This window comes from Pseudomonas sp. AC247, from assembly GCF_979258015.1.
Genome location: NZ_OZ409829.1, coordinates 2168254 through 2183100, shown reverse-complemented (window position 1 = coordinate 2183100; position 14847 = coordinate 2168254). Strand labels below are relative to the sequence as shown.

Below are 14847 nucleotides of genomic sequence, written 5' to 3'. Positions count from 1 at the left end.
GCCTTAGAAGCGCGTGTTGAGCTCAAGCTGCAAGACGTCGATGTCGAACGGCGCGCCGTACACCGCTTCGGTACTCATCCAGCGACCCGTCGCATAAACGTTCTTCGCCAGACCGTAGTTGCCGCCGATGAAATAGCCCTTGGCGTTGGTGCCGCCGAGGTGGAACGACGAGTCGTTGAAACCGTCCGGCAAGGCATCCGGCTGGATGTATTTGTAGCCGGCGAACATGTTCCAGTCGCCCTGCTTCTTCAGCTCCAGCGCACTGCCGAGGGTGAACTGCACCATCCACGCATTGGCGCCGCTTTCGATGTTGCCGTTGCTGTCGAGGTTGTTGACGATCTGCCCGGCCGAGCGCTTGCGCATGTCGCCTTCGTCGTAGCTCAAGTTGTGGATGTAGTTGCCTTGGCTGCGCAACTTGAAGTCTTGCGGCAGGTCGGCGTCCCACACCACGTTGAGATCGAGCAGGTTGAACTCGGAGGCCAGGCCGACGTATTGCGGTTGCGGCGTGGTGCTCGGGTTGAGCGGGTTCGGGGTGATGTCGCGCAGCAGGAACACGCTGTTGCCCTTCTGCATGAACGCTGTGCGGCTGCCGTCGCTGTCGCAACCCGGCGCGCCGGCCCACGGTTCGCAAGGGCTGGAGCGTTCGCCCTGAATGTCGTCGAAACGGTAATAAGCCAACGCACCTTTCAAGCGGTTGTTGCTGTTGATCGCCCACTTGGCGCCGACTTGCGCACCGTACAGCCACTTGTTGTCGCTCTCTTCCTTGTCGAAACCGTTGCTGCTGGTGGTGTCGTTGGTGTAGTCCACCGGGAATGCACCGACGGTGCCGAACACGCCCCAATCGCGGTTGAGCTTGTGGTCGAAAATCGCTGCCACACCGTCGAAATTCAGGTCGTTGGAATAGAGCATGTCGGTGGACATGAACGGGTTGGCGAAGCGCCCGCCGGTCAAGGTCAGCTCATCCGTCGGCTTCCAGTTGAGGTAACCCTGATCGAGCCAGATGTCTTTCTTGGCGAAACCGCCGCCGAGGCTTTGCGTGGTCGATACCGGGTTGTTGTCCGAGCCGGTGCCGATGCGAATACCGGCGGTCCATTCCGGCGAGATCAGCGCTTTCATGCCCAGCCGTGCGCGGATGCGGAACTGATTGGTGCGGTCTTCGCGGGTGTTGAGCAGCGGCGGCAGGCTGGTGCTGCTGTTGGGGTTTACGTCGTACGGGCCGTTGTTATTGAGCTTGGCGAAGTCGACGATTTCGTTGCTGTTGTTATCCGAGTAGTAGCGCGATTCGTCACGCAGGCGAATGTCGCCGTCGAAACTGATGCGCGCAGCCCATTCCGGAAAGCTGTTGGGCGCGGCCCAGTTTTCCTGTTTGGCGGTGGCCATGACTTCGGCCTTGACCTGATCGCGGATCTGGTCGCGCACCGCGGCCGGCACGTATTGCACACGCACATCGCCCGGCGCCGCCACTGGCCCCGCCGCCACAGCGGTGGATGCCGCAGCCTGTTTAGCCTGGGCCGCTTCGTTCTGCGCCTGAGCGATCAGTGCGTCGGCCTTGTCCTGTTTCAAAATGCCCTGCTCGACCAGCAAGCGGATCAGATTGATCGTGGCGTTCTCCGAGGGCGCGGGCGCAGGCGCTGCCGCGGCCTGACCGACCAGGGTCGCGATGACCATGCCGACCGCCAGGGACAATCGATTCACGTTGGAAATCATCTGCACACAACTCCTTTTGGCAAAGCTTGAAGGCTTGGCAATAAATAATCGGTTAACCCGGACGCCGCCCTTGCAGGGACAGGCGCACAGGCAAAGTGATGGAGGCCGGAGGCCGTTCGCTCAGGGCCGGGGCACCGCGTAGCGCGGCCAGCACCTGCGTATCAATCTCGGGATTGCCACTGGACTTGATCAGTTCGACGCGGGTGATCTCGCCGACGCTGCTCAGCCACACATCGGCCTGCAACGAGAACGCGAGGTTGCGCAGCTCGGGGTTCTCGCGCAGCAAACGCTGGAAGGTGAACGCCAGAAACTGGCTGTACGTCCCCGTGCCCAAACGCCCACCACCAGTGCCAGCCATGCCGCTGCCCTTGCCCGCGCCGATGTTGAAGGCGTCGTTGCCGGACTGAGCGTCACCGTCCATTTGCATCGGGTTGGCCAGATCGTCCGCCGGTGATGGCGGGGCTTCCTCTTCGGGCTTGACCTCTTCTGGCTCGGGTGTCGGTTCCGGCTCGACGACTTTCTCTTCGACCGGGGTTTCTGGCTCCGGCGGTTTCTCCGGCGGCGGTGGAGGTGGTGGCGGCAACGGAATGATCGTCGGCACCTTCGGCGCTTCGCGGCGGATGCCGCTCATGTCATTCGCCCACTGCCACAGGAACCACGCGGCGAGCGCGCCGATCAGCAATCCGGCGCCCCACTTCGCGTGACGCAGCGCTGGTTTTTTCACCGGCAGCGGCTCGATCGGGAGTTGTGCAGTCATGACTCAGCCCTGACTCGGTTTGCCGGTCACAAGACCGACCTGGGACAGTTCGAGCCGGCGCAACAGGTCCAGCACTTCGATGACTTTCTGGTATTGCACGGTCGCATCACCGCGCACGATCACCGGGAAGTCCGGGCTCTGCGCCTTCTCGATGCGCAGGCGTTCTTCCAGCTCGGCCAGCGTCACCGGGTAAGCGTCGAGGAACACCTGGCCGCCGTCGTTGACCGAAATTGCCTTGGTCTTGGCCTCGGACAGCGACACGGAGGCGCTGGCCTTGGGCAGGTTGATCTGGATCCCGGAAACCTGCGCAGTGGCGGTGAGGATGAACATCACCAGCACCACCATCAGCACGTCGACCAGCGGGGTGATGTTGATGCTGTCCACCGCGGCATCTTCGTCATCGTCGTGGGAGGCATTTACGGACGCCATGTCAGTGCTCCTCAGGCCGGTACGGAATGGTTGGCGTGATGGCCGCGCTGATGCGAGGCCTCACTGAACTGGCTCTCGCCGTGCATCTCCGCCAGCCGGGTGATGAACTCGTCGACGAACACGCGCATGTCGGCGCTGACTTCCTTGTTGCGGGTGATCAGGCGGTTGTAGCCAAACAGCGCCGGGATCGCGACGAACAGGCCCATGGCGGTGGCGAGCAAAGCGGCAGCCATGCCCGGCGCGATGGCATTGATGTTGACGTCGCCGGCCATCGCCGTGCCGAGGAACACCACCATGATCCCCAGCACCGTGCCGAGCAGGCCGATGTACGGGCCACCGGCGATGGCGTTGGACAGGGTCGAGAGTTTCGAGCTGAGCTGCTGGTTTTCGCGGGTACGCACGCCGTCCATGGAGCAGCGGATCGCTTCGATGGTCGCCGCCGAAACCGACGAGGTATCGGCGCCCTGCTCGCGGCGGGTGCGGATCTCTTTGACGGCCACCAGGTACAGGCGCCACAGCGACGAATGCTGCAAACGCTGGGCGAGTTGCGCGTCGTCGGCGAACATCTCCAGACGCGTGCCGACCTTGGCGAATTGCACGCGGAAGTCTTCGTTGGCGGCAGACACGCGGCTGAGGCTGCGGTTCTTGCGCAGCATGATGATCCACGACTGGAACATCATCAGCACCAGCACGGCGATGATCACCCAGGCGTCGATGGGCACGGCGTTGAGCAGGAAACCGAGGCTGCCGAAACCGAAACCGGACTGCTCTTCGTCGACACCGTAAGCGACCAGTTTCGACTCGGCGCCTTGCGAGGTAGCGTCAGCCAGCAACAGCGGTGCCGGACGGGCGACTTTCGACAGGCGCAGTTCGTCGATGGCGCCCACGAACGGCTGGAATGGCCCTTCGTGCAGATCGGCGCCGATGGCCATGACCGAGTTGAAGGCCGGCATCGCCTGAGCGAGGGTCGCGCCTTCGCGGCCATTGATGTACAGGGTGACTTTGGCACCTTCAGCGGTCAGTGCAACGTGTTGCCATTGGCCAGGATTCAGCGCCTGTGTGGCGACGGCGCGTTGGCCATCGATCTCTACAAACGGCACACCTTGGTTCGTACCGATCAACAGGCTGTTGGCGCCTTCACGACGGGCGAGAATCAGTTGCTCGCCATTGGCCTGATCCAGTCGCAGCCAGGCACTGAAAGTGAACGCACTGCCAGCGTTGTGTTGCAGCGAAGGGCTGGCCGGCAACAACAACGGCTGACCGCTGAACTGCAACGCGCGCCCTACTACACCGTCAATCGCCGCGCCGGTCGCACTTTGCGCCGTGTTGCCATAGGCGGTGGTGTCTTTGGCCGGGGTGCCGGTGGCGCCGTCAAAGTGATAGAGCGCGGTGTAATTGGGGTCGAAGGTCAGTTGGCCGTTGCCGGTCGCCGGAGCCTTTTGATTGCCGTAATACATCCAGATGTCCTGGCGCTGACCGCCCTCGACATTCGGCACATCGACCCAGATCAGCGCCATGCCCATCAGTGCGTCGAAGCTTTCGATCTGATGATTGAGCACGGTCTTGTCATCGGCGGCGACGAAGCGCAGGTCCGAGCCGTCCTCCTTCACGCCGTCAAAGGTGAAGTTGCCGGTGTGCAGGCGCACCAGCAGCGCGGTGCGGCCGAGGGCCTGATTGATCGCCGCGCCTTGTGGCGTGGTGTCGACGGCAATCTGTTTGCGGTAGTGCCAGTCGTCCTGCCACCAGGCCTGAGCCGTGGCCGGGAGCACGAAGCCCAGGCAGATCAACAACGAAAGGAAGAGGCGCTGCATGAACGTGCTCCTTGTCAGAAAGTGGCTTGAAGGTTGAAGTGCAGGCGCGATTCCTGTTTCGAGGTGTTCGGCCCTTCGAGTAGCGGGTAGCCCCAGTCGAGGCTGCCGGACAGCCATTTGCTCAGGCTGGCGCGGGTGCCGAGGCCGACGCTGGCCAAGGCATAACTGGCGTCCTGATCCGGCAGCTCGTCGCGCAGGTACAGTTGCGCGCCTTCGGCAAAGGCGTAGAAACGCCAGTCCTGCATCCATGTGCCGGCGTACTTGGCCAGCGATGGCGTGCGCAGTTCCTGGCTGAGCAGCAAACCGTCATCGCCGGTGCGTTCGGCAGCCAGATAGCCGCGTACTGAAGTGGCGCCACCGGCGGAGAATTGTTCGTTGGAAACCAACGGCCCGGAGGCGAGCTGGAACGCGGCTTTGCTCGCGCTTTGCCAGTCGCTGTCGAAGGTCCAGGTGTAATTCGTGTCGCCCTTGAGCACGGCGAAGCTAGGTTTCGCGCGATAGCGTTTGTAGTCGAAATCTTCGTCGGAGCTGCCGTAGCCGAAGATGCTGCGAGTGGCGGCAACCAGGCTCAGACCGAGGCCGAGCTGGCTCTTCTCGGTGTAGCGATAGCCGTTGTAGGCGAAGGTGAACGGTGCGTATTGCAGCGGCACCTTGTCGCTTTCGCCGGAGAGGGTCAGGCGTTCGTCGAAGTCCTTGAAGTCGATGCCGGCCGACAGCGAATTCGACCAGTTGCCGCTCGACGGCAGCGTATAAATCGCCGACACGCCGTAGCTGTGGCCCTTGCCGAGCACGTTGCTGCCGCCGATGGTGGCGACGTTGCTGTCGGACTGGTAACCGGAGAACTGCACGCTCCAGCGATCGGTCAGCGGCGCGCTGTAGGAGCCCGACCAGACCTTGGCGTTGTCGGTTTCCTGTGGCGCGGTGAAGAACGTCAGGTTGACGCTGTGGCCGAGTTGCCAAAGGTTGTTGTAGCCGAGGCTGGTGACGGTGCGCAGCTTTTCCGTGTCGGCGCTGTAATCGTTGTTGAGGCCGACGCTGGCGGTCCACGGGTTCTGGTCTTCGACCTGCAAATCGACGTCCATGGTGCCGGGGCGCTGACCTTCGCGCACCAGCGGCATGACTTGCCGACCCGGGGTTTTGTTGAGCTGCGCCAGTTCACCCTGAACCTTGGCAAAGTCCGGCACCTCACCCTCTTTCAGCGCCGGCACGTCGTCGCGAATGTCCAGCGGCGAATAGTGTTTGGCGCCGACCACACGCACGCGGCCGACCTTGGTTTCGCTGACTTGCAGGTAAACGATGCCGTCGGCGACGGCTTGCTCCGGCAGCTCGACGAACACCGACTGATAGCCGCGCTCCTGATAGGCTTTTTGCAACGCGTCGCGCGCGCCTTCGATATCCGTGAGGGCTTTTTGCGGGCCGAGAAACGGGTACACCGCCTCTTCGATCGCCCGCGCATCGAGCACGGTATTGCCGCGCACGAAGTATTCGTTGACGTCGACCAGACGCTGCGCCGCTGCGTTGTCGGCAGCCTCCTCGGCCAATGCCGGCTGCGCGCCCGCCGTCACCAGCAGCCAGCCCCACAGCGCCAGCCGTGACTTGAAAATCGGTTCCACACTACCCCCTGAATTCGCGATGACCTGTTGGCGCTTGCGCGCCTGGTGTGTTGCCGCTGTTAATTGCTGACGTGCGGGGCACAGGCGTGCTTGCCCAGCCACGTGTGCAACAGCGCGAAGTTCAGCGAGAACTCGGGCATTTGCAGCAAGGCACCGCAGAACACTTCGCCGATGATTTTTTGAATGAGCAGCACCGCCCGTGGCTCGTTGAGCAACGTGGTGATGTCGCGACTGAGGACGTTGAAGCTCCAGACTTTCTGGTTCAGGCCAAGACCTGCGAACCAGCGGAACAGCAGGTTGTAGTTGAGCTGTTCATACAGTTGCTGCTCGCTGGGCACCGAATACAGCAGTTGCAGAAGCAGGATGTGCATGACCGTTTGCGCAGGGATCAGCATGCCGGGCTCGGCATCGAGGTCGAGCAGGAGGTCACGGTGGGCATCGAGCAAGTCGTCGATCTGCGGGCGCAGCAACACCAGCGAATGGCCCGGCGGAATGTAGCTGGAGACCTCTTTCAAGGCGCCCTGCCAGTCATCCTGCGAGACGATCCAGACCCACGGCGCGCCGTAGCGATACACCGAAACCGGCTTCTTGCGCGCGGCTTCGACGATCTTCGACAGGCGTTGATCGAGTTCCTGCATGCCCACTTTCGAGTAGCGTTCCATAGTCCCCATTGCCTCACTCCCGGCGTCCCGCCTCGGCTTGTGAAAAGCGCCCCGTTGGGCTCCTCAAGCGCGTTACATAGGCATGACCGGACTGGCGATGTGCTACCGAACTTTTGTCATAAAAGCTTCATTACCGCGTATGGGTGTACACACATCCAATGTAGGAGTGAGCCTGCTCGCGATAGCGTCCTGTCAGTTGATATTTATTTTGCTGACACACCGCTATCGCGAGCAGGCTCACTCCTACAGGGGATTTGTGGTGATGCGGGTCAGGTGTAGACGGGCCAGGTGTCGACGATTTTGCCGTTGCGCACCGCCAGCAGGTCGCCGAATTGCAGGAGCACGGCTTCGGTCTGGGTCGGGCGCAGGAAGACTTGATCTTCTATCGTCAGGCCGACAGCGCTGGAGCCATTGACCATCTCTTGATTGGAGCTGCGTCCGTAGACGCTGTTGCTCTGTAAACCCTGGGGCGATTCGAATTCGGCCATCCAGTTGCCGCCGTAGATGAAGAAGGTCTGGCGCTGGTTGGCGTCCCACCACGAGAACAGTTTCGACTTGTCGTCCAGCGCCGGGATGTTCACCGCGCCGGTGCTTTTCAGCACGGGCGTGGCGATGTAGGTCGCTGGCACGTGCTCGGTCAGCGACGGCAAATCGTAGTGCGTCGGTTTGAGCATCGCCGTGCCCACCGACACTTCCGTGCTGAGTTTTTCGTTTTCGTGAATGCGGTAACTCGGGCTGCCGGCGGTATTCAGGCACAAGCCGTCATGCCACAACGCGGGAAACTGCTGGCGGGTGAAATCGACGCAACGCTGATAAGTCACCATGACCTTGGCGAACAGTTCCTCGGGCGAACCGAGAATGCCCGGCACGCCCATGCCCACGAACGGGTCGTAACCCATGAATCCGGCGAATTCCAGATGCTGTGGATTGGCGCTGATCAACGTGAGCATCTGCCCCAGCCTATTCAAGTCGCTGACGCCGCCGCGATGCAGGCCGACGTCCAGCTCGATGTTGATGCGCATCCGCGTGCCCAGACCCTGTGCGAGCTTGAGGTATTGCTGCAAGCGCTCCGGCCCGTCGAGCAGCCATTGCAGCTGCCTCGAGGGGTCGAACGGGCCTTTGTGGGTTTGGTAGAACAGCTCTGCCGAGCGCACCGGCAACGGCTTGCCGAGCAGAATGTCGGACTGCGCAAATACCTGCGCATCGTGATTGAGAAACGGCTGATGGAACGACATCAGCTTCTGCGTCCCGGCACGTTGCGCGATGTAGCTCAACAACCCAGGCGATGGCAGTGACTTCTCCACCAACCGCAACTGTTTGCCGCCACGCTTGACCGATTGCATCACCACATCGATGTTGTGATCGAGGCGATCCAGATCAATCAGCAGCACCGGACGCATCGGACCTTTACCCTTCAACTCATTGTTCAGCGCACGAAAATAATCGTCGTACGGCGCGCCGCGATCCCCCGGTCGCAGCCATGCGCCAACGCCGGCCAACAACGCGCCAACCCCCAACGTGCCAAGGAGAAAACTGCGTCGATTAACGGCCATCAGTTCACCCCCAGAATCGACGACAGATGCGCATTGAGAAAGCGCCCACTGGGATCGATCGCCTGGCGTACATCGACAAATTCACGCCAGCGCGGGTACAGCGGTTGCAGGTTTTTCGCGTTGAGCGTGTGCAACTTGCCCCAATGCGGACGGCCGTTGTACTTCCAGAAGATCGGCTCGACCGCCGCAAAGAAGTTGTGATGATCCATCTGGTAATGCTGGTGTACCGAGATCGAACAACTGTCGCGGCCCTCGAACATGCTCAGCGGAATATCGTCAGACTTGACGTAGCGGTACTCAATGGGAAACCAGGTGCGCAGGTCCTTGTCCTGAATCAGCTTGAGAATCTCGCGCAGACACGCCGGGCCATGTTCAGCCGGCACCGAGTATTCCATTTCATTGAACCGCACGGTGCGCACGTTGGCGTAGATGTCGAACGAGTCGCCGACGCGATCATCGAAACTGGCCAGATGACGCAGGCTGTTGAGCATTGTGCGGCGCACGTCAGGGAAGTCACTGCCGTACTTGTCGATCTTCTCGATCAGGGTGACGAACTCGTTGCCGCCCTCTTCTTCCGGGCTGATCGGCGGCGTGGCCGGGTCGTCGGTTTCGTTGAGGGCGATCGACAAGGCGTAGTCGGAATGGGTGACCACGAGCATTTCCCAGTGCTGGTTTTCCCTCGTGTTCTTGTCGATGTCTTCGAGCAGCTCTTCGGTCTTGGCGATCCATTGGCGTTCGCGCAGGCGATAGGCCGGGCGGTTTTGCAGGCGGATTTTCGTCGCCACACCGAGGGCGCCAAGGGAAACCCGCGCGGCGTTGAATACTTCGGGATGGCGTTGGCTATCGCAGTCGAGCACCTCGCCACTGGCCGTTACCAGTTGCATGCCGCAGACGTGGGCCGAGTAGGACTGGAAGTTTTTGCCAGTACCGTGGGTCGAAGTCGAGATTGCCCCGGCGAGGGTCTGGTAATCGATGTCGGCCATGTTTTGCAGGGCCTGACCAATATCTTTCAGCGGCACGCCCATGCGTGACATCGGCGTACCGGCGGCGAATTCGGCTTGCAGGGTTTTCGCGTCATGCTCGAGCAAACCGTTGAAGTAGCTCAGCGACAACAGCGTGCCGTCGGTGGGCACCAGCGCACTGAACGAATGCGCTGAACCGACCGGGCGAATCTTGCCTTGCGCCTGTTTGATGACGGTCGTCAGTTCGTCGAGATTTTTCGGTGCCAGCCGCGCCGCCGGCAGGCAACTCTGCCCGCCCGACCAGTTGCGCCACGGGATCAGGCGTGGCGCGCGCATCAACTGGCCCAATGCCGGATGGCTCGCCAATGCGCTGAACGCACCGACAATACTTGCCCGCTGCAACAACTGACGCCGTGTCAGATCCATGGTCATGCCGGGCACCTTATTGTGGGAGGGGCTGGTCGGCCATGAAGCCGATCAATTGCAGGAATTGTTCTTCGCTGCACTCGACGCACTGGCCCATCGGCGGCATGCCGTTGTAGCCATTGATGGCGTGGTCGAGCAGCGTGTCGGTGCCCTGCTGAATGCGCGGCTCCCAGGCTTTGCGGTCACCGGTGAGTGGCGCGTTGGCGGCGGGGTTGGCGTGGCACAACTGGCAACTGTTGGCGTAGATCTGTGCCAGCGCCGGGTCTTTGGGGGTCGCGTTGTTGGTGGTGACCACGGGGTTGGGTTCATCGCCGCAACCGGGCAGCATCATGGCCAACGCCAGCAGTAAAGTGAGTCGGATTGCCCGCATAACGGCCTCGCTTATTGTTGTCGTCACACCTTAAGGCAGCGACCGCAGCGGGTTGAGGGCATTGCGGGACATTGAGGGGGGCAAACGGGGCCAGCCCATTACCTGAAGATGATCGTTCCCACGCTCCGCGTGGGAATGCAGCCCTGGACGCTCTGCGTCCGCTTGGAACGCGGAGCGTCCCGTGAGGCATTCCCACGCAGAGCGTGGGAACGATCATGTGTGGAGGCCTGCTCTGCTGTGCGCGTTTGCGTGACATTCGGGTGACATTTGCGGGTTTAAATTTCGGCGCATTCAGGCGTATAACCTGTAGAGACTTTTAGCTCTGCAAGCGGACATCAACACGGGGTAGCGACATGACCACAGCAAACATCCTTGGCAACCTGTTCCCTTCTGTCAGCGACATCCCGGAAAAATACCGCCTCGACGGTCAGGTCGAGCAACGCGATTATCTCGTCGACGGCCAATTGCGCCGCTGGGACGGCCCGCTCGCCACCGTGCGCAGCCCGGTCTATCTGCACGGTGAAAACGGCGACGAACAAGTCATCCTCGGCAGTACGCCGCTGCTCGACGCCGACACCGCGCTCACTGCCCTTGACGCCGCCGTGCGCGCCTACGACCGTGGCCAGGGCCTCTGGCCGACCATGCGCGTGGCCGAACGCATCCAGCACGTCGAAGCCTTCCTCGGGCGCATGCGCCAACAGCGCGATGCCGTGGTGAAGCTGCTGATGTGGGAAATCGGCAAGAACCTCAAGGACTCGGAAAAAGAGTTCGACCGTACCTGCGACTACATCGTCGACACCATCAATGCGCTCAAGGAACTCGACCGCCGTTCCAGCCGTTTCGAGCTGGAACAGGACACCCTCGGCCAGATCCGCCGCGTCCCGCTCGGCGTCGCGCTGTGCATGGGCCCTTACAACTATCCGCTTAACGAGACGTTCACTACGCTGATCCCGGCGCTGATCATGGGCAACACCGTGGTGTTCAAACCGGCCAAGCTCGGCGTGCTGTTGATTCGTCCGTTGCTGGAAGCGTTCCGCGACAGCTTCCCGACCGGCGTGATCAACGTCATCTACGGCAGTGGCCGCGAAACCGTCAGCGCGCTGATGGCCAGCGGCAAGATCGATATCTTCGCGTTTATCGGCACCAACAAGGCCGCCAGCGACTTGAAAAAGCTGCACCCCAAACCACACCGCTTGCGTGCAGCGCTGGGTCTGGATGCGAAAAATCCGGGCATCGTCTTGCCGGAGGTCGATCTCGACAACGCCGTCAGCGAAGCCGTCACCGGTTCGCTGTCATTCAATGGCCAGCGCTGCACCGCGCTGAAAATCCTCTTCGTCCACGAAGATGTCGTCGACAGTTTCATCGAAAAATTCAACGCCAAACTGACCACGCTGAAGCCGGGCATGCCGTGGGACAGCGGCGTGTCGCTGACGCCGTTGCCGGAGTTGGGCAAGGTCGATTACCTGCATGGCTTGGTGGCCGACGCGCGCGCCAAAGGTGCCGAAGTGGTCAACCCCAATGGTGGCGAATCCCGCGAGTCGTTCTTCTACCCGGCGGTGCTGTACCCGGTGAACCCGCAGATGCGCGTGTATCAGGAAGAACAATTCGGCCCGGTTGTGCCGATCGTGCCCTATCGTCATCTCGACACCGTGATCGACTACGTGCTGGAGTCGGACTTCGGTCAGCAGTTGAGTATCTTCGGCACCAACCCGGTGGCGGTGGGTCGTCTGGTCGATACGTTCGCCAACCAGGTCGGGCGGATCAACCTCAATGCCCAGTGCCAGCGCGGCCCGGACACTTACCCGTTCAACGGCCGCAAAAATTCCGCCGAAGGTACGCTCTCGGTACACGATGCATTGCGGGTGTTCTCGATCCGTACGCTGGTGGCAACCAAGTTCCAGGACAGCAACAAGGACTTGATCAGCGAGATCATTCGCGGGCGTGATTCGAGCTTCCTGACCACCGATTATATTTTCTGAGCAACCGTCACCCGGATCGCAAATAAGCACAAAGGAGACAGCATCCGGTTATGACCCAAAGTGGCCAAGCGCCCGGCCAATCAGTGTCTACACTGATGCCAGCACTGTGCTGGATGCCGGGAGCTTGATCATGCTTGATTACTTTGCGTTAGGTATTTTGGTGTTTGTAGGGCTTGTGCTTTTTTACGGGATCATCGTGTTGCATGACATTCCGTACGAAATCGCCGTCCACCGTAACCATCCGCATCAGGATGCAATCCATGCCACTGGCTGGGTCAGTCTGTTCACGCTGCATGCGCTCTGGCCGTTTTTGTGGATCTGGGCCATGGCCTATCGAGAAGATCGCGGCTGGGGGTTCGGTGACGGCAAATCCGTGCAAAACCACGTCATTCACCTTGAGCAACAGGTGGTCGAACTAAAAGGTCGCATCGAACGACTCGAAGCGCTGAACGCCACTGCCCCCCACAACAGGGAGGGCTGAACACCATGGATCTGCTCCTTATCCTGACCTACGCCGCGTTCTGCGTCGCACTGTTCAAGATCTTCCGCATCCCGCTGAACAAATGGACGGTACCCACGGCCGTACTCGGCGGCATTCTGCTGATCGGCGCCTTGATTTTCACCATGAACTACAACCATCCCTACTCCGAGGTGGCGCGCACGTACTTCGTTTCTGTGCCGGTCATTCCCATCGTTAGCGGCCAGGTGATCGACGTGCCGGTGAAGGGGAACGAGCCGCTGGAAAAAGGCGACGTGCTGTTTCGCATCGACCCTACGCCGTTTCAAAACCGGGTGAAGTCGCTGAAGGCGCAACTGATTGCCGCCAAGGGTGATCGCTACCGGATTACTGAACTGATCCGGCGCAACTTCGGCACGCAACGTGAACTGGATGCCGCCATCGCCCGCACCGACGATCTGCAGGCGCAACTGGACAACGCCCAATTTGAACTGGACAACACCACCGTTCGCGCACCAAGCAAAGGCTTTGTCACCCATGTTTCGCTGCGTCCGGGGATGATGGCGAGCAAGTTGCCGTTACGCCCCTCGATGGTGTTCATCCCCGAAGAAGGCCAGTATTTCGCTGCGTGGATGCGCCAGAACAGCCTGCTGCGTCTGACCGTGGGTGATGAGGCGGAAGTGGCCTTCGACGGCATTCCCGGCAAAGTGTTTGCCGGCCGGGTAAAAAATGTCATAGGGGTGATCGCCGAAGGCCAGGTGCAACCGTCCGGCACGCTTATCGGCTACACCGGTTCGCCGCCCGCCGGGCGCGTGCCGGTGATCATTGAAATCACCGATCCTGACTTCGCCCAGTACAGCAAGCAAATGCCCGGCGGCGCCTATGGCCAGGCGGCGCTGTACAGTCAGCACTTTCACCATATTGGCGCGATGCGCAAAATCCTGCTGCGCATGTCGGCCTGGATGAATTACATTTTTCCTTTCCATTGACCTGAAGCCGAATAACGAGAGGCCCGCACTGAGTACTTACAGCACCCATCGACTGCCGCCCTTGCTGCGCCGTGTCTTGCGTCCGTTGCTTGATCCTTATCGACGTTATCGCCACGCGCGACTGATCCATGCGGTGCGCGTGGCGCTCGGGTTGCTGGCAACCATCCTGCTGACCACCGGCATCAACCTGCCCCACGGTGAATGGGCCTCGGTGACCATGCTGGTGGTGATCGGCGGTTTGCAGCATCACGGCAACATTGGCAAGAAAGCGGCGGAACGGGCGACCGGCACCTTGATCGGCGCGGGCGTTGGTTTGCTGCTGGTGGCGCAGCAGGCGTGGCTCGGCATGCCGTGGCTGACATATTTTGCGATGGCGGTGGTCTGCGGTTTTTTCTCTTATCACGCCATCGGCAAAGGGGGCTACACCGCCCTGCTCTCGGCGATCACCGTGTTTATCGTCGCCGGGCATGGCGACAACCCGATCACCGACGGTTTGTGGCGCGGCGTCGACATTCTCATCGGGATTGCCCTCGCTCTGGCCTTCTCTTTTGCCCTGCCGCTCTACGCGGTGTATTCGTGGCGCTACAACCTAGCCGATGCCCTGCGTGATTGCGCTACGGTGTATGGGCGGATCATCGGCGGCCAACCGGTCAGCGCCGATGAACATTTGAAATTGATGGGCCGTCTCGGCGCGGTGATGGTGCAATTACGCTCACTGATGCCGTCGGTGTCCAAGGAAGTGAAGATTTCCATGACCGAACTCGATGCCATCCAGCGCAACCTGCGCATGTGCATCAGCACATTGGAAATCCTCGGCAACACGCGACCGGATGCCAACGATCCAGAAGCCATGGCCCATCTGCAATCAGCGCTGAAGGCCGAGCACCGGCAGATTCGCGTGCAGTTGATCGGCATGGCGCGGGCGTTGAAGAGCGGCGCCTCGCAGCGGTTGGAGCGGCCAATGGAGTTGCCGGACGCCAGCCTCGATGCACCGGTGTACAGCGCGCTGGATGGCTACCGACTGCTGACGCGACAACTGGCCGCCAACATCGGCGAAATGCGCCAACGCCTGGCGAAAACCGCCCCGCACTGGAACATCTGAGCCACTCGGCATAATTTCCATGTAACAACG

General features: G+C 61.1%; 13 protein-coding genes. 4 read left to right on the top strand and 9 right to left on the bottom strand.

The window, feature by feature from the left end:
* Positions 1-3: 3 nt before the first annotated feature.
* The 9 genes from ACZZ0B_RS10205 to ACZZ0B_RS10165 all read right to left on the bottom strand — a co-directional run bounded on the left by ACZZ0B_RS10205 (position 4) and on the right by ACZZ0B_RS10165 (position 10290).
* Positions 4-1707 carry a putative porin gene (locus tag ACZZ0B_RS10205; RefSeq protein WP_463545075.1) on the bottom strand — a complete coding sequence of 568 codons (1704 nt, stop codon included), beginning with the start codon at positions 1705-1707 and terminating at the stop codon, positions 4-6.
* A 52-nt stretch (positions 1708-1759) separates the two neighbouring features.
* On the bottom strand, positions 1760-2464 hold the full coding sequence (locus ACZZ0B_RS10200; RefSeq protein WP_463545074.1) for an energy transducer TonB family protein: 705 nt from the start codon (positions 2462-2464) through the stop codon (positions 1760-1762).
* Positions 2465-2467: 3 nt separating this feature from the next.
* Positions 2468-2893: an ExbD/TolR family protein gene (locus tag ACZZ0B_RS10195; RefSeq protein WP_007915482.1), complete on the bottom strand. Its 426-nt coding sequence runs from the start codon at positions 2891-2893 to the stop codon at positions 2468-2470.
* Positions 2894-2904: 11 nt separating this feature from the next.
* Entirely contained in the window at positions 2905-4704 is a 1800-nt protein-coding gene (locus ACZZ0B_RS10190) for a DUF2341 domain-containing protein (protein ID WP_463545073.1), read from the bottom strand.
* A gap of 14 nt (positions 4705-4718) precedes the next feature.
* A complete protein-coding gene (locus ACZZ0B_RS10185; protein ID WP_463545072.1) occupies positions 4719-6317 on the bottom strand; it encodes a ShlB/FhaC/HecB family hemolysin secretion/activation protein in 1599 nt (532 codons plus the stop codon).
* A 59-nt stretch (positions 6318-6376) separates the two neighbouring features.
* Entirely contained in the window at positions 6377-6988 is a 612-nt protein-coding gene (locus tag ACZZ0B_RS10180) for a transposase (RefSeq protein ID WP_008081526.1), read from the bottom strand.
* Between the two features lie 260 nt (positions 6989-7248).
* On the bottom strand, positions 7249-8457 hold the full coding sequence (locus ACZZ0B_RS10175; protein WP_463546925.1) for a DSD1 family PLP-dependent enzyme: 1209 nt from the start codon (positions 8455-8457) through the stop codon (positions 7249-7251).
* Between the two features lie 74 nt (positions 8458-8531).
* The gene (locus tag ACZZ0B_RS10170) at positions 8532-9860 is read right to left on the bottom strand and encodes a D-arabinono-1,4-lactone oxidase (RefSeq protein WP_463546924.1); all 1329 of its coding nucleotides are present in this window, start codon (positions 9858-9860) and stop codon (positions 8532-8534) included.
* 76 nt (positions 9861-9936) lie between these two features.
* Complete coding sequence (locus ACZZ0B_RS10165; protein WP_463545071.1) at positions 9937-10290, bottom strand: c-type cytochrome; 354 nt, start codon at positions 10288-10290, stop codon at positions 9937-9939.
* Between the two features lie 353 nt (positions 10291-10643).
* On the opposite strand from ACZZ0B_RS10165, the gene ACZZ0B_RS10160 reads away from it, so the two are divergent.
* The 4 genes from ACZZ0B_RS10160 to ACZZ0B_RS10145 all read left to right on the top strand — a co-directional run bounded on the left by ACZZ0B_RS10160 (position 10644) and on the right by ACZZ0B_RS10145 (position 14817).
* Positions 10644-12269, top strand: a complete 1626-nt coding sequence (locus ACZZ0B_RS10160; RefSeq protein ID WP_463545070.1) for an NADP-dependent glyceraldehyde-3-phosphate dehydrogenase — start codon at positions 10644-10646, stop codon at positions 12267-12269.
* Between the two features lie 130 nt (positions 12270-12399).
* Positions 12400-12750, top strand: a complete 351-nt coding sequence (locus ACZZ0B_RS10155) for a DUF3302 domain-containing protein (protein ID WP_008081520.1) — start codon at positions 12400-12402, stop codon at positions 12748-12750.
* Positions 12751-12755: 5 nt separating this feature from the next.
* Complete coding sequence (locus ACZZ0B_RS10150; protein WP_008081519.1) at positions 12756-13715, top strand: HlyD family secretion protein; 960 nt, start codon at positions 12756-12758, stop codon at positions 13713-13715.
* Between the two features lie 61 nt (positions 13716-13776).
* Positions 13777-14817: an FUSC family protein gene (locus tag ACZZ0B_RS10145; protein ID WP_440094068.1), complete on the top strand. Its 1041-nt coding sequence runs from the start codon at positions 13777-13779 to the stop codon at positions 14815-14817.
* Positions 14818-14847 lie beyond the last annotated feature (30 nt).

What these genes read in the sequence shown, in the direction of transcription:
- ACZZ0B_RS10160 (WP_463545070.1), top strand. Translation starts at nt 10,644, where the DNA reads ATGACCACAGCAAACATCCTTGGCAACCTGTTCCCTTCTGTCAGCGAC.
- ACZZ0B_RS10155 (WP_008081520.1), top strand. Translation starts at nt 12,400, where the DNA reads ATGCTTGATTACTTTGCGTTAGGTATTTTGGTGTTTGTAGGGCTTGTG.
- ACZZ0B_RS10165 (WP_463545071.1), bottom strand. Translation starts at nt 10,290, where the DNA reads ATGCGGGCAATCCGACTCACTTTACTGCTGGCGTTGGCCATGATGCTG.
- ACZZ0B_RS10180 (WP_008081526.1), bottom strand. Translation starts at nt 6,988, where the DNA reads ATGGGGACTATGGAACGCTACTCGAAAGTGGGCATGCAGGAACTCGAT.
- ACZZ0B_RS10190 (WP_463545073.1), bottom strand. Translation starts at nt 4,704, where the DNA reads ATGCAGCGCCTCTTCCTTTCGTTGTTGATCTGCCTGGGCTTCGTGCTC.
- ACZZ0B_RS10150 (WP_008081519.1), top strand. Translation starts at nt 12,756, where the DNA reads ATGGATCTGCTCCTTATCCTGACCTACGCCGCGTTCTGCGTCGCACTG.
- ACZZ0B_RS10195 (WP_007915482.1), bottom strand. Translation starts at nt 2,893, where the DNA reads ATGGCGTCCGTAAATGCCTCCCACGACGATGACGAAGATGCCGCGGTG.
- ACZZ0B_RS10200 (WP_463545074.1), bottom strand. Translation starts at nt 2,464, where the DNA reads ATGACTGCACAACTCCCGATCGAGCCGCTGCCGGTGAAAAAACCAGCG.
- ACZZ0B_RS10205 (WP_463545075.1), bottom strand. Translation starts at nt 1,707, where the DNA reads ATGATTTCCAACGTGAATCGATTGTCCCTGGCGGTCGGCATGGTCATC.